This is a genomic window from Raineyella antarctica (assembly GCF_900092135.1).
In the GTDB taxonomy this organism is placed as follows: Bacteria; Actinomycetota; Actinomycetes; order Propionibacteriales; family Propionibacteriaceae; genus Raineyella; species Raineyella antarctica.
In genome coordinates this window covers 1-18,632 of the sequence record NZ_FMYF01000004.1, presented here as the reverse complement: position 1 = coordinate 18,632, position 18,632 = coordinate 1, and the positions used below count along the sequence as shown (strand labels likewise).

20 protein-coding genes and 1 riboswitch are annotated in these 18,632 nt (G+C 68.1%); of the genes, 15 read left to right on the top strand and 5 right to left on the bottom strand.

Going from position 1 to position 18,632, the window contains the following annotated elements; translation table 11 throughout:
• Positions 1-76: 76 nt before the first annotated feature.
• Entirely contained in the window at positions 77-427 is a 351-nt protein-coding gene (locus GA0111570_RS06850; protein ID WP_092608365.1) for a DUF3024 domain-containing protein, read from the bottom strand.
• 117 nt (positions 428-544) lie between these two features.
• Between GA0111570_RS06850 and GA0111570_RS17645 the strand changes: the two genes are divergently transcribed.
• From GA0111570_RS17645 to GA0111570_RS06810, 9 genes are all read left to right on the top strand, one after another.
• Complete coding sequence (locus tag GA0111570_RS17645; protein ID WP_175557371.1) at positions 545-1,159, top strand: hypothetical protein; 615 nt, start codon at positions 545-547, stop codon at positions 1,157-1,159.
• A gap of 50 nt (positions 1,160-1,209) precedes the next feature.
• Positions 1,210-1,803 (top strand): SOUL family heme-binding protein, encoded by a 594-nt coding sequence (locus GA0111570_RS06840; RefSeq protein WP_092608362.1) that lies wholly within the window; start codon positions 1,210-1,212, stop codon positions 1,801-1,803.
• 47 nt (positions 1,804-1,850) lie between these two features.
• A riboswitch (TPP riboswitch) is annotated at positions 1,851-1,955 on the top strand.
• On the top strand, positions 1,954-2,742 hold the full coding sequence (locus GA0111570_RS06835; protein WP_092608359.1) for a thiazole synthase: 789 nt from the start codon (positions 1,954-1,956) through the stop codon (positions 2,740-2,742). Its footprint overlaps the riboswitch before it by 2 nt.
• Positions 2,739-3,890 carry a 2-iminoacetate synthase ThiH gene (gene thiH, locus GA0111570_RS06830; protein ID WP_092608356.1) on the top strand — a complete coding sequence of 384 codons (1,152 nt, stop codon included), beginning with the start codon at positions 2,739-2,741 and terminating at the stop codon, positions 3,888-3,890. The genes GA0111570_RS06835 and thiH overlap by 4 nt, the downstream gene beginning before the upstream one ends.
• 191 nt (positions 3,891-4,081) lie before the next feature.
• Positions 4,082-5,458 (top strand): MBL fold metallo-hydrolase, encoded by a 1,377-nt coding sequence (locus GA0111570_RS06825; RefSeq protein ID WP_092608353.1) that lies wholly within the window; start codon positions 4,082-4,084, stop codon positions 5,456-5,458.
• Positions 5,459-5,476: 18 nt separating this feature from the next.
• Positions 5,477-5,794: a rhodanese-like domain-containing protein gene (locus GA0111570_RS06820; protein ID WP_092608350.1), complete on the top strand. Its 318-nt coding sequence runs from the start codon at positions 5,477-5,479 to the stop codon at positions 5,792-5,794.
• The gene (locus GA0111570_RS06815) at positions 5,794-6,570 is read left to right on the top strand and encodes a sulfite exporter TauE/SafE family protein (protein ID WP_092608347.1); all 777 of its coding nucleotides are present in this window, start codon (positions 5,794-5,796) and stop codon (positions 6,568-6,570) included. The genes GA0111570_RS06820 and GA0111570_RS06815 overlap by 1 nt, the downstream gene beginning before the upstream one ends.
• Positions 6,571-6,712: 142 nt before the next feature.
• Positions 6,713-6,889 (top strand): hypothetical protein, encoded by a 177-nt coding sequence (locus GA0111570_RS17640; RefSeq protein ID WP_175557370.1) that lies wholly within the window; start codon positions 6,713-6,715, stop codon positions 6,887-6,889.
• A 219-nt stretch (positions 6,890-7,108) separates the two neighbouring features.
• On the top strand, positions 7,109-7,936 hold the full coding sequence (locus GA0111570_RS06810) for a ZIP family metal transporter (protein ID WP_092608344.1): 828 nt from the start codon (positions 7,109-7,111) through the stop codon (positions 7,934-7,936).
• Between the two features lie 88 nt (positions 7,937-8,024).
• Here the strand turns inward: GA0111570_RS06810 and GA0111570_RS06805 are convergent, their stop codons facing one another.
• Positions 8,025-8,309 (bottom strand): hypothetical protein, encoded by a 285-nt coding sequence (locus GA0111570_RS06805; RefSeq protein WP_139283172.1) that lies wholly within the window; start codon positions 8,307-8,309, stop codon positions 8,025-8,027.
• Positions 8,310-8,729: 420 nt separating this feature from the next.
• On the opposite strand from GA0111570_RS06805, the gene GA0111570_RS06800 reads away from it, so the two are divergent.
• The 6 genes from GA0111570_RS06800 to GA0111570_RS06775 all read left to right on the top strand — a co-directional run bounded on the left by GA0111570_RS06800 (position 8,730) and on the right by GA0111570_RS06775 (position 16,041).
• A complete protein-coding gene (locus tag GA0111570_RS06800) occupies positions 8,730-9,353 on the top strand; it encodes an acyltransferase (RefSeq protein WP_092608338.1) in 624 nt (207 codons plus the stop codon).
• Positions 9,350-12,250 (top strand): WecB/TagA/CpsF family glycosyltransferase, encoded by a 2,901-nt coding sequence (locus tag GA0111570_RS06795; RefSeq protein ID WP_092608335.1) that lies wholly within the window; start codon positions 9,350-9,352, stop codon positions 12,248-12,250. Before GA0111570_RS06800 ends, GA0111570_RS06795 begins: the two co-directional genes overlap by 4 nt.
• Positions 12,247-13,245, top strand: coding sequence for a glycosyltransferase (locus GA0111570_RS06790; RefSeq protein WP_092608332.1), 999 nt, complete (start codon positions 12,247-12,249; stop codon positions 13,243-13,245). Before GA0111570_RS06795 ends, GA0111570_RS06790 begins: the two co-directional genes overlap by 4 nt.
• The gene (locus tag GA0111570_RS06785) at positions 13,242-14,045 is read left to right on the top strand and encodes a hypothetical protein (protein WP_092608329.1); all 804 of its coding nucleotides are present in this window, start codon (positions 13,242-13,244) and stop codon (positions 14,043-14,045) included. Before GA0111570_RS06790 ends, GA0111570_RS06785 begins: the two co-directional genes overlap by 4 nt.
• A 176-nt stretch (positions 14,046-14,221) precedes the next feature.
• Positions 14,222-14,698 (top strand): hypothetical protein, encoded by a 477-nt coding sequence (locus tag GA0111570_RS06780; RefSeq protein WP_175557369.1) that lies wholly within the window; start codon positions 14,222-14,224, stop codon positions 14,696-14,698.
• Positions 14,699-14,991: 293 nt separating this feature from the next.
• Positions 14,992-16,041 carry an O-antigen ligase family protein gene (locus tag GA0111570_RS06775; protein WP_139283171.1) on the top strand — a complete coding sequence of 350 codons (1,050 nt, stop codon included), beginning with the start codon at positions 14,992-14,994 and terminating at the stop codon, positions 16,039-16,041.
• A 61-nt stretch (positions 16,042-16,102) separates the two neighbouring features.
• Here the strand turns inward: GA0111570_RS06775 and GA0111570_RS06770 are convergent, their stop codons facing one another.
• The 3 genes from GA0111570_RS06770 to GA0111570_RS06760 all read right to left on the bottom strand — a co-directional run.
• Positions 16,103-16,996 carry a glycosyltransferase gene (locus GA0111570_RS06770; RefSeq protein WP_092608321.1) on the bottom strand — a complete coding sequence of 298 codons (894 nt, stop codon included), beginning with the start codon at positions 16,994-16,996 and terminating at the stop codon, positions 16,103-16,105.
• Positions 16,993-18,282: a rhamnosyltransferase WsaF family glycosyltransferase gene (locus GA0111570_RS17310; protein WP_139283170.1), complete on the bottom strand. Its 1,290-nt coding sequence runs from the start codon at positions 18,280-18,282 to the stop codon at positions 16,993-16,995. The genes GA0111570_RS06770 and GA0111570_RS17310 overlap by 4 nt, the downstream gene beginning before the upstream one ends.
• A 40-nt stretch (positions 18,283-18,322) precedes the next feature.
• Positions 18,323-18,632, bottom strand: a 310-nt coding sequence (locus GA0111570_RS06760) for a transposase (protein WP_139283169.1), incomplete at its 5' end; no start/stop codon positions are given.

Sequence of the window (18,632 nt, the reverse complement as noted above, 5' to 3'; positions counted from 1 at the left end):
TCTGCGCCGCTTGTTGCACCTAATTGGCGGCACCCGTTCGCGGCGAGCCCGCCACGAGGACCGGCACGGGCGCGGCTCAGCCCCAGAAGATGCAGGTGGGATCCCGGTCCAGCACGGTCAGCAGCGCCTCGACGTGGCGGCTCGGCGGGGCCGGGTCGAAGCGGTGGAACACCTCGTTGCTGTCGTGCCAGTAGAGCGTCCATTCCTGGCGGGACTTGGTGTAGCGCAGCCTGGCGACCGGCAGGCGGCTCCAGTCGGCTGCCCTGGCGGCCATCCACCGCGGCCGGCACTCGAGGATCGTCAGGTGCCTAGCAGCGACCTCGCACTCCACCCGGACCTCGTCCCGGAGCTGGTCGGGGACCCTGACCCGGCACCAACGGCGTACCCGCGCCACATCGAGCTCCGGAAGACCACCCACCTCTGCCATGTCCGAAAGTCTGCCCCAGCAGGGGATCGGCCCGACGACCTGCAGGATCCGTGGACCGCTGCGGGTCGTACGCAACAACGGGGTACACCGGTGCGCGGCTGTGCCACGCTGGTGCCCATGGTGGTCGCCCTGGTCCTGACCGGTGCCCTCGTCGTCCTGGTCCTGTTCCAGGTGGCGCTGGCGCTCGGTGCCCCATGGGGCCGCTTTGCCTGGGGAGGAAGCGCCGGAGCCCTGCCGGTCGGCCTGCGGATCGTGTCCGCGGCGTCGGCGCTGGTGTATGCGGTGATCGCCGGGCTGGCCCTCGACCTGGCCGGGGCGCTCGACCTGCTGCCGAACAAGCTGTCCCACGTCGGCATCTGGGTGGCGGCCGACCTGCTGCCCCTAGGCGTGGTGCTGAACGCCCTGTCCCGCTCCCGGCCCCAACGGCTCGTGATGGTGCCGGTCAGCGTGGTGCTGGTGGCACTGACGTTCGTGGTGGCCCTGGCCGGGCCGGTCCCGCGGCAGTTCGCCGGTGCGGTGGTCGATGCCGGCCAGGGGCCGCGCCACTGCACGGTGGTGATGGCGTCCTACCCGCCCCGGTGCGGACCGGACTCCCCCGTCATCGACGGCTGGGACTGGACTCGCGTGGCGCACCAGCGCTCCGGGACCGTCCGCTGGGGCGACTACCGCTTCGAGGGCATCCGCGACCGCGGCAGGATCGCGCTGGTCGGGCCCGCGGTGCCGATCGGCTGAGAGGGATCGCCCGACGTACCAGTGGCGTCCGGCCGTGCCAGACTGGTGGCATGGCCGAGCAGCAGCCGTACGAGGTCCTGGATCGGTTCACCGGCTTCGAGGTGCGCCACTATCGCGCCCATCTGGTGGCCGAGGTCGAGGTGGAGTGCTCGTTCACCGAGGCGGGCAACCGGGCCTTCGGGCTCCTCGCGGGCTTCATCTCGGGCGCCAACGGGACGAGCACCAAGGTCGCGATGACAGCGCCGGTGGTCCAGGAGCCCGCCCCGACGAGGATCGCGATGACCTCACCCGTGGTCCAGCGCTCCGGCATCGATCCGGGCCGGCACGTGGTCGGCTTCGTCATGCCGGCCGGCTTCTCCCTCGACACGTTGCCGATCCCCTCCGACCCCCGCGTCAGGGTCCGGGAGGTCCCGCCCCAAGTGGCGGCCGCCAGGGCCTTCACCGGCAGGTGGTCGGAGCGGATCTACCAGGAGCAGCTAGCGGAACTGCGCAGCGCCGTGGAGCAGGCGGGGCTCGAGATCAGCGGGCCACCCCGGTTCGCACGGTTCGACCCACCCTGGACGCCATGGTTCCTGCGTCACAACGAGGTCGTGCTCCCGGTGTCGGCCGATGCTCCTGAGGAGTCGGATGACCGCCCGGCGTGAGCATCCGCCATCCCGCTGCCGGCCGGAGAACGGCCGGGTATAGCGTGGTCGCATCCCACGGGCGCCCCAGCAGGGGCTGAGATCAAGCTACGCGCTTGAACCGTCGAACCTGTCCGGGTCATGCCGGCGTAGGAAGCGAGTACACAACACATGGCTGACACCTTCTGCCTCGGCGGGCGCGAGTTCACGTCGCGCTTCATCCTCGGGTCGGGCAAGTACAACCTGGACCTCATCCGGGCAGCCGTCGAGGAGGCCGGCGCGCAGATCATCACGCTCGCGCTGCGGCGGGCGAACACCGACACCGAGAGCATCCTGGACCACATCCCCGAGGGCGTCACACTACTGCCCAACACCTCCGGGGCTCGGACCGCCGACGAGGCGGTCCGGATCGCCCTGCTGGCCAGGGAACTGGGCTGCGGCGACTTCGTCAAGGTCGAGGTGATCCGCGACACGAAGTACCTGCTGCCGGACAACCACGAGACCATCCGGGCGACCGAGACGCTTGCCGCCGAGGGGTTCGTCGTGCTGCCGTACATGCACCCCGACCTGAACGTGGCCCGTGACCTGGTCAGCGCCGGGGCCGCGGCCGTGATGCCGCTGGCCGCCCCGATCGGCTCGAACCGCGGGCTGGCCACCAGGGACTTCCTCCAGATCCTGATCGACGAGATCGACCTACCGATCATCGTCGACGCCGGCATCGGGCGGCCGTCGCAGGCCTGCGAGGCCATGGAGATGGGCGCCACAGCGATCATGGCCAACACCGCGATCGCGACCGCCTCCGACGTCCCGGCCATGGCCCGGGCGTTCCGGCTGGCCATCGAGGCCGGCCGCGCCGGCCACCTCGCCGGCCCCGGACGCATCCTGGAACGAGGCGGCGAGGCCTCCGATCCGCTGACCGCGTTCCTCGACGGGATGGGCATGGACGAGGTCGTCGCATGAGGCACACCGACCACATGGGCTTCTTTCCCCGCCAGGAACAGCTCGAGTCACCCCTGATGCAGCAGGTGCTCGGGCAGGTGGCAACCACGGACTTCTCCGTGTTCACCACCCGCGACGTCAGGGCAGCGCTGGCCCACCGGACCCGTACGCCTGGCGACTTCGCCGCGCTCCTGTCTCCTGCCGCCGCGCCCCTGCTGGAGGACCTGGCCCTCGCCGCGAAGCGCGAGACCCGTGACCACTTCGGCACCTCGATCCAGCTCTTCACACCGCTGTACATCGCCAACTACTGCGCCAACCTGTGCACCTACTGCGGGTTCGCTGCCGACAACCGCATCCATCGGATGCGACTCACCCCTGAGGGCATCGACGCCGAACTGCGGGCGATCGCCGCCACCGGCCTGGAGGAGATCCTCCTGCTCACCGGCGAGAGCCCCAAGTTCTCCGACACCGCCTACATCGCCGACGCCGTCCGCCGAGCCGCGCGCCACTTCCGGACCGTCGGCCTGGAGATCCAGCCGGTCAACACCGAGGACTACCGCACGCTGCACGGGGCGGGCGCCGACGCCGTCTCGGTGTACCAGGAGACCTACAACCCCGTCGCGTACGACCCGCTGCACCCGGGTGGGCGCAAGCGCAGCTTCCCGTACCGGTTCCAGTCCCAGGAGCGGGCACTTCGGGGCGGCATGCGAAGTGTCGGCTTCGGCGCCCTGCTCGGCCTGGACGACTGGCACGCCGATGCCCTGGCCACCGGCCTGCACGCCGCCCTGGTGCAGCAGGCGTACCCCGCCGCAGAGATCAGCCTGTCCTGTCCGCGGCTGCGCCCGACCGTTGCGGACGCCAGCGTCAACCCGCGCGACGTGCACGAGCACCAGCTGTTCCAGATCCTGTGCGCCTACCGGCTGTTCCTGCCGTACGCCTCCATCACCGTGTCCACCCGCGAGCGGGCGATCTTCCGCGACAACGTGATCGGCGTGGTGGCGACCAAGGTGTCGGCCGGGGTCAGCACCGGGGTGGGCGACCACGCCGAGGGAGTGGACTCCGGGGACGCTCAGTTCGAGATCGCCGACGGTCGCAGCGTCGCCGAGGTGTGTGACGCCGTCCGGGCGCGCGGACTGCAACCGGTGATGACCGACCACGTGCTCGTCTGAGGCGCCCTCCCCAGTCCGCCGGCACGGCGTCGTCTGACCGGTTCGGCCCTGTTCGGGGCGGGGATCTGGCCCCGCAGCAGACAGCTCCGCGTTCTCTCGGAACGCGGGGCTTGATAGATACCCCAGGGGGTATGTATGTTGGGTGACGTCAGCGCACGAGTGTGAGCCCCCTCACCGAAGGAGACCATCCCATGCACTTCACCCAGTACTACCTGGACTGCCTCTCGCACGCCTCCTACCTGGTCGGGGACCCGACCACCGGCCGGGCGGTCGTCGTCGACCCTCGCCGTGACGTGGAGGAGTACCTCGCCGACGCCAAGGCGGCCGGTCTGGCCATCGAGGGCGTCATCCTCACCCACTTCCACGCCGACTTCGTGTCGGGCCACCTGGAGCTCGCCCGCGCGACCGGCGCCTGGATCGGCTACGGCGAGGTCGCCCGGCCGGACTTCGACTTCCGCCCGCTGGCCGACGGTGAGCGCATCAGCCTCGGCGAGCTCGAGCTGGAGATCATGAGCACCCCTGGCCACACCCCGGAGTCGATCAGTGTCCTGGTCTACGAGCACGCCACAGACGAGGTGCCGTACGGTGTCCTCACCGGCGACGCGCTGTTCATCGGCGACGTCGGCCGCCCCGACCTGCTGGCCTCCATCGGTGTCTCCCAGGAGGAGCTGGTCACCAAGCTCTACGACTCGGTCCAGCACAAGCTGATGGGCCTGCCGGACCAGGTCCGAGTCTTCCCTGCCCACGGGGCAGGCTCGGCGTGCGGCAAGAACCTGTCGACCGAGCGGTCTTCCACCATCGGCCAGCAGCGGCTGTTCAACTATGCCTGCCGGCCGATGAGCGAGCAGGAGTTCGCCGCCCTGGTCACCGACGACCAGCCGTCCGCGCCGGCGTACTTCGTGCACGACGCCATCGTCAATCGCTCGCAGCGGCCCGTACGTGACCTGGGCGCCGAGATCCGGCCCCTGGATGCCGAGGAGCTGGCCGCCGTGATCGCGTCGGGCGCTGCCGTGCTCGACTCGCGCGACCCGATGGACTTCGCGGCCGGGCACCTGGCAGGCTCGGTCAACGTCGGCTTCGGCGGCCGGATGGCGGAGACTGCCGGCATGGTGATCGACCACGAGCGCGAGTTCGTGGTCGTCGCCGATCCCGGCCAGGAGCAGGCGACCGCCCTGCGGATGGCACGGATCGGCTTCGACCGCTGCGTGGGCTACCTCCCCGACGTCGAGACCTACCTGGTCGAGCACCCTCAGTCCGCCGAGCAGTCCAGCCGACTGACCGCTATCCAGATGTTCGAGGCGATCAAGGATCCCGAGGTGCAGCTGGTCGACATCCGCAATGTCGGCGAGCTGGTCAACGGCACCGTCGACGGCGCCCGCCACATCCCGCTCGCCGAACTGCCCAAGCGCTACCGCGAGCTGGACCCGCAGCGCCCGGTCCTGCTGCACTGCGCCGGCGGCTATCGCTCCAGTGTGGGCGCCAGCTGGCTGCGCCAGCGCGGCTACGAGGACGTCTCCGACGTCCTCGGCGGCTGGGGTGCCATCGAGACCGCGACCGCGAACGCCTGACCCGAGAGGAGCACGACCATGAAGACCTGCGACTACTCCCACCTGGCCGGGGCGTACGCCACCGGGGCCACCCTGATCGACGTCCGCGAACCGCACGAGTACGAGCAGGGCCACGTGCCCGGGGCCGTGCTCATCCCGCTCGGCGAGCTCACCCGACGTACCGACGAGCTGCCGCGGCGCGGCCCGGTGTACGTGATCTGTGCCAGCGGCAAGCGCAGCCTGTCGGGCGCTTCGATCCTCCAGGCGGCAGGCTTCGACGCGGTCAGCGTCGACGGCGGAACCAGCGGGTGGATCGCCGAGGGTCGCGAGTACGTCACCGGACCGCGAAGCCGCTGATGACGGAACTGCTCTGGGTCATCCCGCTGGGCCTGCTGATCGGCACCGCTCTCGGCAGTCTGGGCGCCGGCGGGTCCATCCTCGCCGTCCCGGGCCTGGTCTACCTGCTCGGCCAGTCCCCCACGACCGCGACCACGGCCTCGCTGATCATCATCGGTCTGACCTCACTGGTCGGGTTGGTTCCCCACCAGCGCAAGGGCAACGTACGGCTGGGCCGCGGCGTCATCTTCGGCATCCTCGGCGTCCTCGGCTCGTTCCTGGGGGCCAAGCTGGCGGTCGGCCTCCCCTCGGCCGTGCTGATGTCGGCTTTCGCCGTACTGATGCTGGTGGTGGCGTTGCTGATGTGGCGGCGCCACCGCCGCACCGGGACATCGGCCGCCGCAGCCGTCGAGCCGCGGCCCCGGCCCCTGCGCCTGGTGCTCGCGGCCAGCGGGGTGGGCCTGCTCACCGGCTTCTTCGGCATCGGCGGCGGTTTCGCCGTCGTCCCCGCCCTGGTGCTGGCGATGGGCCTGGCGATGCCGGCGGCCGTCGGCACCTCCCTGCTGGTGATCGCGATCAACAGTGGCACCGCCCTGGCCTTCCGGTTGGGCAACGGGGTCGAGCTTGACTGGGTCGTCATCGGCGGCTTCACCGTCTTCGCGGTGGTCGGCTCACTGCTGGGCTCGCGGATCACGTCCAGAGTCCCCGCCCGTACGCTCACCCGCGCTTTCATCGTCATGCTGGTGGCCCTCGCCGGCTACATCGGGGCGATGAACGTGCCCACGCTTCTCAGCTGACCATCCCCAGCCCGAGTCGGGACCGCCGGCTCGAGCACCCACCACTGCCCACCCACCCGATCACCACGACTCCGAGCGCCACCGGCGCCCGGTCCCTGCACCGCCCTCGGGCGGTTCCACAGAAGAAGGAAGAGGTACCACCATGTGTCGTCCCGTCAGCTGCAAGGTCTGCGGCAAGACCACCTGGGCCGGCTGCGGCCAGCACGTCGCCCAGGTCAAGGCCTCGGTGCCGAAGGGCCAGTGGTGCAACGGCCAGCACACGGCCGAGGAGATCGCCGCGGCCAGGCCGACCGGCATCTTCGGTCGCATCTTCGGCTGAGCGCCGTTCGCCCCTCCGCTGCACGAGGGGCGCCCGGACCACGCGCACGACCTCGGCGTTCGGCCTCGGTCCTGCGCACAGGATCCCGTCCACGAAAGTCTCGTGGGCGGGATCCTGCCGGTGTACCCAGTGGCGGGTGGGCTGATCCCTGGGCTGCCATGGACCTGGCCCGCCTCGACGGATAGGTTGGCTCAACTGACCTTCTCGAAAGGATGCCTGATGAGCGCCACCCACGTGGTTGTGCTCGGCCTGATCGCCGGACTGACCATCTTCCTCGGACTTCCCCTGGGACGGATCAGGGCTGCGCTACCCAGGACCCGGGTCTGGTTGAACGCCTTGGCGGTCGGCATCCTGTTGTTCCTGTTGTGGGACGTGCTGGCGCACGCCTGGGAGCCCATCGACAAGGGCCTCGGGGACAAGGACGTCACCGCCGTCGTCGGATCCTCGGCCGTCTTCGCGATCGGGCTCGCCGCCGGGTTGGTCGGCCTGGTCCACTTCGACCGCTGGGTGGCCCGACGGGCGAGGCCCGTCCCACGTCCCGAGGGTCCCGGTGCCGCGACCGCGTCCGGGGTCGCCGCTGCGCCCCTCTCCACGGCCCACACGCTCTCGCTGATGATCGCCGTGGGGATCGGCCTGCACAACTTCGCCGAGGGGCTGGCGATCGGCAACAGCGCCGCAACCGGCGCGACCCAGTTGGCGATCCTGTTGGTCATCGGCTTCGCCATCCACAACGGCACCGAGGGCTTCGGGATCGTCGCCCCGATGGCCGCCCAGCACGAACGTCCCTCCTGGAAGTACCTCGCCCTGCTGGGCCTGATCGGCGGTGGTCCGACGTTCTTCGGCACGATCGTCGGCCAGCAGTTCTCCAACGACCTGGTCAGCGTCGGGTTCCTCTCGCTGGCCGCGGGATCCATCCTCTACGTCGTGATCGAACTGCTCGCCGTCGCGCGTCGCCAGAACATGAAGATCACCACCACCTGGGGCGTTCTCGTGGGACTGCTCCTCGGCTTCGCCACCGATGCGGTCGTGACCCTCGCCGGAGCCTGAGCGCCACACCCTCGGCGATGACCGCGCCCGAACTGTCAGGTGGTCAGGACGATGAGAACCAAGCCTAGGGGAGCGGCGCCAACGCGTGTCAGAACGGCGAGGGAAGCGCGCGACCCGGATTGGCCAGGTCCTGGATCTCCTGCGCGTAGCCACGGCCGGAATCATCACGGGCCTGTGAGTTGACGTAGTCTCCCCGGTCGGTGCCGCCGGGATAGCAGGCGCTCAGGTTGCACGCCTTGACCTCCTGGCCCCAGGTGCCCGGATAGCCCCCGGCGAACGGCTGGGCATGGGCCACCGCCGTCGACGCCAGCATCGCGGCCCCGACTGCAACTGTTCCCAGGGCGTACCGAAGACTTCTCGTCAGGATGCGCATCACGATTTCCTCTCCCGGTCACGAGGCCGGCCGACCCGCGTTCGACAGTGCTCGCGAGCTTGGCCGTGCCCTGACCGGTGTGGTCGCCGGGACGTGTCAGGGGGTGGGACACGCCCCGGCGCCCGTGATTCCCATCCGCCATCAGGCTAGGGCGCTGGCAACGGCACTGCCAGAGAGGTCTTTCCCTGCCTCGGCACCGCCGGTCGCCCCTGTCCGCGTGGTCCACGCGCACTTGCCCGGCAGCGCCTACGTGGTCCTGCTCGTGCGGTACTCGTTCACCCCCCGATTCGGCTTCCCGGCTCCGTTTTCCGTTGCCCCCGCCTCGGCCCGGACCTACGTTGAAATCACCATCTGGCCCGCCGCTCCGAGCATGGGACTGGCGAGGACCCCAGCTGGATCGGGACAGCCCGGGAGTGACTGATGACATCAGTGGAGACGGAGCGCGCACCGTACGTCGGGGCGCGGATCGAGCCGAGTGCTGACGTGGCGCCGGATGCCGACCTCGGCCCCGACGTGGTGATCTGGCACCTGGCGCAGATCCGCGAGGGCGCCGTCCTCGGCGCCGGCTGCACGGTCGGCCGGGGGGCGTACGTCGGACCGGGGGTGGTCCTGGGTCGCAACTGCAAGCTGCAGAACTACGCCCTCGTCTACGAGCCCGCGCGGCTGGGTGACGGTGTGTTCATCGGCCCGGCGGCGGTACTGACCAATGACCTGTTCCCCCGGGCGGTCAACACTGACGGCAGCCTGAAGTCCGCCGATGACTGGTCGGAGGTGGCCGTCACGATCGACACCGGTGCCTCCATCGGCGCGCGGGCGGTGTGCGTGGCACCGGTCACGATCGGGGCCTGGGCCATGGTGGCGGCCGGAGCCGTGGTGACCCGTGATGTCCGCCCGTACGCGATCGTGGTCGGCGTCCCCGCCCGGCAGGTCGGCTGGGTCGGCGAAGCCGGACACCCCCTGGTCCAGGAGGAGGACGGCTGGCGCTGCCCCGCGACCGGCCGGCTCTACCGCGAGACCGGGAACGGCTTGGAGCCGACGGCATGACGACGACCGTACGTGAGCGCCCGGCGGCCACGCGAGACGTGCGGCCGGGCACTGAGACCCCCGAGGACGACGGGACCCGGGCGGACCGGGCCCGTACCCACCCGCGGGTGGAACTGGCCGGCGTCGTGGTCGACCTGATGGACCAGGCCGACGCCGTCGCGACCATCGTCCAGCGGGCGGCCCAGCCCGCTGCGGCCGACCGTCCGTCGCGCGCCCTGGTGGACCCACCGTTGGCCGTGATCTCGGCCAACCTGGACCACATCGTGCAGTTCGGGGAGACCGGCCGGTGGCGCCATGTGCTGGGCGATTCCCTGCATCCCACCAGCACCGACGTGGACGGCGCCCGCCGTCCCCTCGAGTGGCTGACCTTGCTCGACGGGGCACCACTGGTCGCGCAGTCATCACGTCTGAGCGGCCGTCCCTGGCCGCGGCTGGCGGGCAGCGACCTGGCCGAGCCCCTCCTCGACGCGGCCGAACAGGCAGGTGTCTCGGTGGGGTTCGTCGGCGGCTCGTACGTGGTCCAGCGCCTGCTGTCCCGCCGACTGACGCGGACCCGTCCCGGGCTCGTCGTCGCCGGCATGTGGTCCCCCGACAGGTCCGAGCTGGCCGATGACGCGGCCTCGCTGCGGCTCGCCTCCGCCATTGCCGCCGCCGGGCCGCAACTGCTGATCGTCGGCCTGGGCAAACCGCGCCAGGAACTGTGGATCTCCCGCTACGGCCCGGCGACCGGGGCGAACGTCCTGCTCGCCTTCGGAGCGGTCGTCGACTTCCTCGCCGACGCCATCCAGCGCGCTCCGCGGGTCGCCAGCGACCACGGTCTGGAGTGGGCATGGCGACTCGCCCGCGAGCCCCGCCGGCTCGCGAAGCGGTATCTCCTGGACGACCCGCCTGGGCTGCTCCAGTTGCGGCGCCACAGCGCGCTGCTCCCCCAGACCGATCCACCGGCCGTCTCGCCACCCCCCGTTACCCCGGATCCCCCCCGATCCGCTCGGCGACCGGAGGCCGCAGCGGTCGGTGGGTCGCCAACGACCGAGCCGCCCAGGCCGGACGGGACGTTCGCCGCGCCCGGCCTGGCGGCCGACGTCGCGGTCCTGGTGGTCACTTTCAACAGCGCCGACCACATCGATGCCCTGCTCGAGAGCCTCCGTCGGGAGGCCACCGGCCTACGGCTCCGGGTGGTCGTGGCGGACAACGCGTCCACCGACGCGACCCTGCAGGTGCTGGGTAGGCACTCGGACGTCATCGTCACCCCCACCGGAGGCAACCTCGGGTATGCAGCGGGCATCAATGTCGCGGCCCGCGCCGCCGGTGAGGCCGAGGCGCTCCTGGTCCTCAATCCCGACCTGCAGGTGCTGCCCGGCGCGATCGCAGCGCTGCTGTCGGTCATTCGGTCCGGTATGGCGGACCTGGTGGTCCCCCGCCTGGTCGATGGCGACGGGAACGTCCAGCCGTCCCTGTACCGCGAGCCGAGCCCGGGGACCATCATGGGGGACGCCGCGTTCGGCAGGAGGTGGAGGCAACGGCCCGCGGCCTTGGCCGGCACGGACCTGGCGCCGGAGAGCTACCAGTTCGGCCACGAGATCGATTGGGCAACAGGGGCAGCGGTGATGGTCCGCGCAGCTGCCGCCCGCCGGATCGGCGAGTGGGACGAGCGGTTCTTCCTGTACTCGGAGGAGACCGACTACTTCCGCCGCGCCCGTGACCTCGGGTTCGTCGCCTGGTACGAGCCAAAAGCCACGATGGTGCACCTCGGGTCGGGCTCGGGCACCTCCCCCGAGTTGACGGCGCTGATGGCGGTTAACGTGGTCCGCTATGCCCGCAAGTACCATGGTGGCCGGGTCCCCGCGGCCATTTGGGCGGGCGTGGTCCTGGGTGAGACCCTGCGGGTCCACCGGCGGGACCGTCGCGGCGTCCTGGCCGTGGTGGCCGACGAGGGCCGCTGGGACACGTTGCCCGGCCCCACGGCGAGCACCGAACCGGTGCACGTCCTCACCGACTTCCCCCACGGCTCCGTGATCATCCCGGCCCACAACGAGTCCGCCGTGATCAGCCGGACCCTGTCCTCGATCGAACCGGTGGTTCGCACCGGCCTGGTCGAGGTGATCGTCGTCTGCAACGGATGCACCGACGACACCGCGGCCCTCGCCGCTGCCGTGCCGGGCGTCCGGGTGATCGAGATCGACGTGCCCTCCAAAACAACCGCCCTGAACGTGGGAGATTCCCATGCAACCCTTTGGCCCCGCGTCTACCTGGACGCCGACACCGAGATCACTCCGACGACGCTGCGCACGCTTCTCGAGCACCTCCGCGGGCCTGTACTCGCCGCCCGACCGGCCTTCCGCTACGACGTGGGGACGGCGAGCTGGCCGGTCCGCTCCTACTACCGGGCACGCCGCCGGCTGCCCAGCACGAACCAGGCGCTTTGGGGCGCCGGGGTCTTCGGGCTGAGCGAGGAGGGACATGCCCGCTTCGGGGAGTTCCCGGAGGTCACGGCCGACGACTACTTCGTTGACCAGTCCTTCGAGGATGACGAGAAGATGATCGTCCCCGCTCCCCCCGTTCCCGTACGGACACCGCAGGACGTGGCGTCCCTGCTGAAGGTGCTGCGGCGCAACCAACGGGGGCCGGCAGAGCTGTGGACGCAGCAGAAGGCAGACACTCGCCGTGACGAAGCTAGGGATGTTCCGCCCCCTCTCGACACCGTGACATCGACGACATGGGAGTTGCTGCGATCGGTCCATGGCCCGGTCAGTGGCTGCGAGGCGCTGGCGTATGCGGTTCTGGCCGCAGTTCCTCGGGTCCGCCAGCGTAACAATGGCCCCGATGGGCCGGTCACCGAGTGGGAGCGGGACGACAGCACCCGGCGGCCCCAGCCCACAGAACGAGGCAGGCTATGAACGGATCGTGCGTCGACCACGTCCTGCTGACCCGGTTCAACGTGCCTACGCCCGGCCCGGAGAGCCTCATCCGCGCGCAGGATGGGTGGCTCCTGCAGCGTGTGGCGCTGTTCGAGCGCTTCTGCCAACCATCGGTCGCATACCAGGACAACCGGAATTTCCATTGGATCGTCTACTTCGATCCAGAGAGCCCGTCCTGGCTACTGAGCTGGCTGCACGACTGGGGACGCGATGGCCTGTTCCATCCCATCTTGCGCACCAAGATCTCGGCGGAGGACCTGCGCACTGATCTCCGCGAGATCATTTCAGGACCAACGCGAGCCGCATTGCTCACCACCAATCTGGACAACGACGACGCACTGGCCGTCGACTTCGTTGATCATCTCCAGCGCGCAGCCGCCACTATCCAATCTTCTTGGACCCAGGACGACAACGAGGCTCGAAGAATCGCCATGTACGTTCCCAACGGACTCATCCGCCAGGGCGATCTGGTCTACAGGCGGCACGACCCTCGTAACGCGTTCTGCTCAGTCCTGGAGGAGTGGACAGACCCTGTCACCTGCTGGACGGATTGGCACAACCGTCTTCACCTGACGATGGATGAAGGATTCGTCGGTTCCCCGGCCGGCTGGCTGCAGGTGATCCATGGCACGAACGTCAGCAACCGCGTTCAGGGAAGCCTTGTATCACCGCACGGTCATCGAACGCGTTTTCCCGGGCTACTGGATGACCTGACTTCTCCTGGGCCCGCCGTCCTTGCCCGGGATATCGCCGTGGGGCGGCCCGTACGAGTGCTGCGTGAGATGGCTCGTGGCGTGGCCAAGAGGGCTGTGCTCGCGTTGGCCGGCACTGAAGGACTGACCACGGCCAAGGACCACCTTGAGCATTGGAAGCACCGCGGATGGCACTTCTCTGTTCCGCGTCCGGAGGGCTCCACTCCCCGGATTCCCCGGGCCCCAGAGCAGGCTCCCGATCAGACACGGAGGGGACGATGAACTTCGAGGACTCCATGCGGGTCCTCCTGCGACGGTGGTACATCGTTCTGATAGGCCTCCTTGTCACCATGACGGGCACCTACCTGACCTACCAAGCGATACCACCGCGGTTCACCTCGGAGGCGCGCGTGCTCCTGATGCCGCCTTCGGAGTCCGTGGGAAAGAATGGGAACCCGTTTCTCTACTTGGGCGGCATGGGGCAGGCCTTGGATGTTCTCACCCAGCTCTCCTCAGCGGCCGACGTCGTCGATCCCATAACTCACCGGCATCCCGGCAGCGAGTATTCCGTCGAGCCCGACCGGACCACAAGTGCTCCAGTGGTACACATCGTGGTGACCGGTGGCGACCCGCACGAAGTCTCCTCGATGCAGTCCGAGGCGCTGACAAGTGTCGAGACCACTCTGGCTGCCATGCAAAACAAGGTTGGCTTGTCTGACGGTCTCAAGATTCGAACCATGCTCCTGGTCGCAGATCCAGAACCCTCCATGGACACGAAGGCGCGCCTGCGCATGGCTCTGGTGGTGGCAGGCGCGGGAGGCGTTGGCACCCTCATCATGACCAGCATGCTGGACGGGGTCATCCTGCGGCGCCGCCCGCGTCGAGCGGCTCTTCCCGGTTCACCCGTACCTGACATCAGGCGTTCGGATCTCGGAGCCCAGGCGGTGGAGCGGGGTATGGACGGGGAGAACATCGTCCCCCAGAGCCCGGCCCCGGCCGATGTTCGGAGCAGCCCGCCTGGATCGGAGATGCCAGGGGCTTTGGAGGCTCCCGTGACCGCCGGCAAGGGCTCCCTCTCATGACCGTCGCGAATATCGCTCGGATCCTCTGGCGATGGTGGTACATTGCCGTCGTCCCGCCCCTTCTGGCAGCCGGTCTCACTGTCTCCTTGGCATCCAGTCCGCGGTACTACACCGCGCGGACGGAGTTCGTCTTCCTTGCCCCCGGTAGTGCAGCGGTCTCCGGGCTACAAGATGGCATGGCAGCCACCCTCATCAACTTCACTGGAGCTGTCCAGAGGCGATATGCAGCCGAACATGACGTGGTCGATGTGTCCTCCCCCACCGCCACTCTCCAAGGAAACAACATCCGCGAGGGCGTATCCGTCATGCTCGCCGATGCCGGGAACCAGTGGCAGGTGTCGTTCAATCGGCCGGTGCTGGTGGTCCAGGTCATCGATACGAGTCCCGAGGCGGTCAAGGCTCGCCTGGTCTCGCTGGCAACGGATCTGACCCTTATCACGGAGGATCTGCAGCGATCTGTCGGAGCCGATCCGAAAGACTTCATCACGATGGAGGCCCCGGTCGAGAACGCGGCGGTGGACTCATTCGGACCTACGCGATCCGGAGCCCTGAAGGGCGGCATGGCTGTGCTACTGGTTGGAGGTGTCGCAGGCATGAGCTTGTCCGTCGCCATGGAACGCCTCCGCCCCCACCGCGAGAGACGCCGGTCATGACGGCGGCGGGTCGCAGGGCGGACGACCCGCCGCCGCGCTCGCCGGGGCTCCTCCCCCGCTTCGACGCGGTCACCTTCTTGACGATCTACCTCCTCCTCCTGTGCGCTATCCCCTCATTCCTCACCATTCCGGCCTTGGGATCCCTAGGGCGCCCCTCAACGGTGTGGGGCCTCGCCGGATTCCTATGGTGGCTCTTCCACCGCCTGCAAGCGGCCGATGACGTCTGCACCGGATCACCTAGGATCCGGGCCGGGATCGCAGCGGTCGGCGGGGCCGTTCTACTGAGCTACGGAGTGAATGTCCTCCAGGGCATTCCTCCCCAGGAGGTCACCGTTGCAGATTCCGGCATCCTCCGGATGTGCAGCTGGCTGGGAATCGCCCTGGTGGCCCTCGATGGCGTCCGTACCCGTGACCAGCTGCGGACTCTGGTGCACCGGATTGCCGTCCTGGGTGTCGCGATGGCTGCCTTGGGGCTGGTGCAGTTCGTGACCGGTGACCCTGTTGTGGATCGCTTGTCCCTGCCGGGATTCGTTGTCAGTGGCGAGTTCGCATCCGTTCAGACCAGAGCGGGATTCTCGCGAGCGGCGGGCACTGCTGCACATCCACTCGAGTACGCCGTTGTCCTGTCGGCGACACTGCCGCTGGCTATCGCAGCTGTGCTTCCACGCTTCGCTCGCCGTCCTCTGCGCTCCCTCATCCCGCCGGTGGCGATCGTGGCCGCACTCATGGTGTCTGTATCACGTTCTGCTCTCATTGGGCTGGCGGTCGGCGTACTGCTAATACTGCCCAGTCTGCCGCCCCGGGCGAGGATCATGGCGATGCTCTCCGGTGCCGGCGTGACTGTAGCGATCGCTTTCACGGTCCCAGGCATGTTGGGCACAATCCGAGGGCTGGTGTTCGGCGCCCTCAACGACCCGAGTACCAAGTCCCGGTCGGCGAGCCTGCTACCCGCCTTGCACATCGCGAGCCGGGATCTCCTGGTTGGCCGAGGCTTCGGAACCTTTTTGCCGAACAATTTGATCCTGGACAATCAGTTCCTACTGGTGCTCATCGAGCTCGGCCTCCTCGGCCTCTTCGCTCTGGGCTTGGTGGTGCTGGCCGCAATGGTCGAAGGCTTCCGGCCCCTACGGTGCCGAAACGACCCCGAGGCGAGGTTGATCGGTGCGGCACTCGCTGCCGGAATCGGTGCCAATGTCACGCTCCTCTTCTTCTTCGATGGCCTCGCTTTCATCATGCCCGGAGGCTTCCTCTTCCTCTACATCGGATTAGCTGGGACCCTGAGCGCCTTACCGGCCAGCGATACTGCGATCCCCCCGCAGGCTGCGGCTCCGGCCCAAAGATGAACGTCGTTGCGGACGACGGCGGGCGTGAGCGGAACGCTTCGGCGGGGGCGCCGAGCGGACGTCATCGGCCGGACGGTACTGCGTGTGCCCTGATCACTGAGACCAACTCTCGAAGCCTCTGCGGTTTCCGCAGGAGGCGCAGCGCTATGCGTAGAGAGGTGGCAAGCATCCCGGTCAGCAAGTCGCCCCAGGCATCCTGCTGTGGCAGGTCGCCGCAGAAGTACGGCGTCACGGACCGGGCAGGAACACGGAGCCCAACGATCTCGTTCAGCACGTTGCCACCATGCACAATCTGCAGCCATTGCGGATGCCAAGTCCTCACGTTACGCACCGGACCGGCTTGGTCGATCCGGTAATGGTGCTCCACCATGACCGTCCGCAGATCGCCCTCGTTACGTTCGATCAGGCTGAGGAAGGGATTCTTGGTATACGGCCGCAGGTAGTAGCGACCATCCGCGAACTGCGCCCCGCTCGTGAGATTGATGAACTGGAAGTCCTGTTCGGCGAACTGCTGCTGGATCACACTGATGAAGTCCCGTGAGAGAGCATCGTCGTTGTCCAGTCGGGTAGTGATGATGAACGGTGCAGTTGCCCTGAGACCGACCTCTCGAGACACCGTGTGGTGATCGAAGTAGCCGGTCACGTATACAGCCTCGAATACCTTCCCTGACCTCGCTTCGACAAGCTCCCGGAACCAGGCCGGCGTCTGGTCGTCGAAGAAGACCAGCCACGTGAATCTTCCGGAGGATTGTCCTGCGACGGAAGGCAGGCAGAAGGTCAGGAACAGCTCCAGGCGCTCTCGCAGCCATGCCTCGGTCGGTTCTCCTGAATGATAGAAACTACGCACGTTGAACCGTGTTACGAGGAAGTGGTCATAACGTGCGGGATCCGGCATGGTCACAGGACCGGTCGGCTCGGCGTCTCCCGCCTTGTGGACGGCATTGTCGAGGATCATCGGTCTCCTCCAACACTTGCGCAAAGAAGTGGTCGAACCGAGGGATCAACGGAGCCGGCAATGAATTCGACGACACGACTAGCCGTCGCATCCCACCCCTGCCGGGCGTTCTGTGAAAGGAAGCGAATATCCGCATCCGACCGTGGCGTGCTCACTGTCGTCCACAAGGAATCTGATATACCCTGGGGCGTGGGTATCGCCCACACGGGGCCGGATTGGGGCAGGTCCGCACGGGCCATCGCCGATTCATTGACGACCGGAACGACCCCGGCCGCCAGCATCTCCTCGGCGACCAGCGAGATGTTCGTGAACGACAGGGCGAGTCCTGCCTGGACGCTGTTGTACAGCTCATTCAGGTCCGACGGCGCGAGCGATCCATGGGAGATGACGTCAAAACCGAGCGAGCCGGATGGCGTATCCCCTACTGCATGGATGGGCACGTCGGGATGCTCGCGATGGAAGTGCCTCAGCGCGTCCCGACCAAGGGAGAAGCCCCGCCGCGCGGCGCCCGGCTTGGCGTAGAAGACGATCCCCTCACGTGCACGAGGCTCTTCGTCCCCTGTCCGCAGTCGATACGTGTCGGTATCGCAGCCGAACGGCACGACGAGATGCGGCTCCACTTCGGCGAAGGTGCGCAAGGAACCGGCGACCATCTGGCCCAGCGCGATCGTCGTCAATCCGAGATGGTAGCTATGCTCGGCCAACGTCCATAGCGGACCACGCGCGTAGAAGAAGGGTTCGTAATCTTGGATGAAGTAGAACTTCGGAATGGACTCGGGCGAACGGCTGACAACGACATGGGCAGTTTCCCATGACCCGGCCACGACGGCATCGACTCCTGAGATGGCCGGACGGGCGCTCTTGACGTCTGCACGCAGGTCGGGCCAACCGCGCCGAATTACGGCCGCGTGGTGATCTACCGAGGTACCTGTCGTGTCGTAAAGGAACAGGGTGCACCGATATCCCAGTCGTTCTGCCATCCGCACCATTCGAAACAATGTCGTGTGGCCACCTGACCCTAGGGCAGGCGGCACGCAGACCCAACCGAGATGCAGGCCTGCGGCACCGTCAGGCGCGACGGGCACGCGCTGGGGCCGGGTGAGGGTCTCGGTTCGGCCGTTCTCCCACCGAATGTCCTCGGTCAGCAGTGGAAATGCCAACGATTCGGCGTCGACTCGGCTGTCGAGCCACTGCGCCGCACGGTGGCCAAGGCGGCGAGCGGTCGTGCCCGTCCCCTCCTCTCGGAGCTTCCGGCGGAGCTTCTGTAAGTTGTCCCAGCTGGTCATTCTTGTCCCTTTCTCCGGACCGGCCGAGATGACGGGCTCTTCACAGAAGAGAGTGGAGTCGGGGTCTGAATCCGCCGGTGTCCAGGAGTGCTCGTAGCCGGTAGTGGACCAGGTTCCGGAAGCCGAGGGCGGTGCCGCGGAGGTGTTCCAGCCGGCCATTGATCGCCTCGGTGGGACCGTTCGAGGTTCCGGGGTGGTCGAAGTAGGCCAGGACGTCGGTGCGGCGGCGTTTCAGTGTCCGTCCCAGCGTGATCACCTCACCCAGCACCTTCGGGACCCCGCTGGAGATCGAGGCGATCAGCGCATCCAACATGTTCTTGCCCTCGGCCCGTGACGGCTGCCGGTAGGCG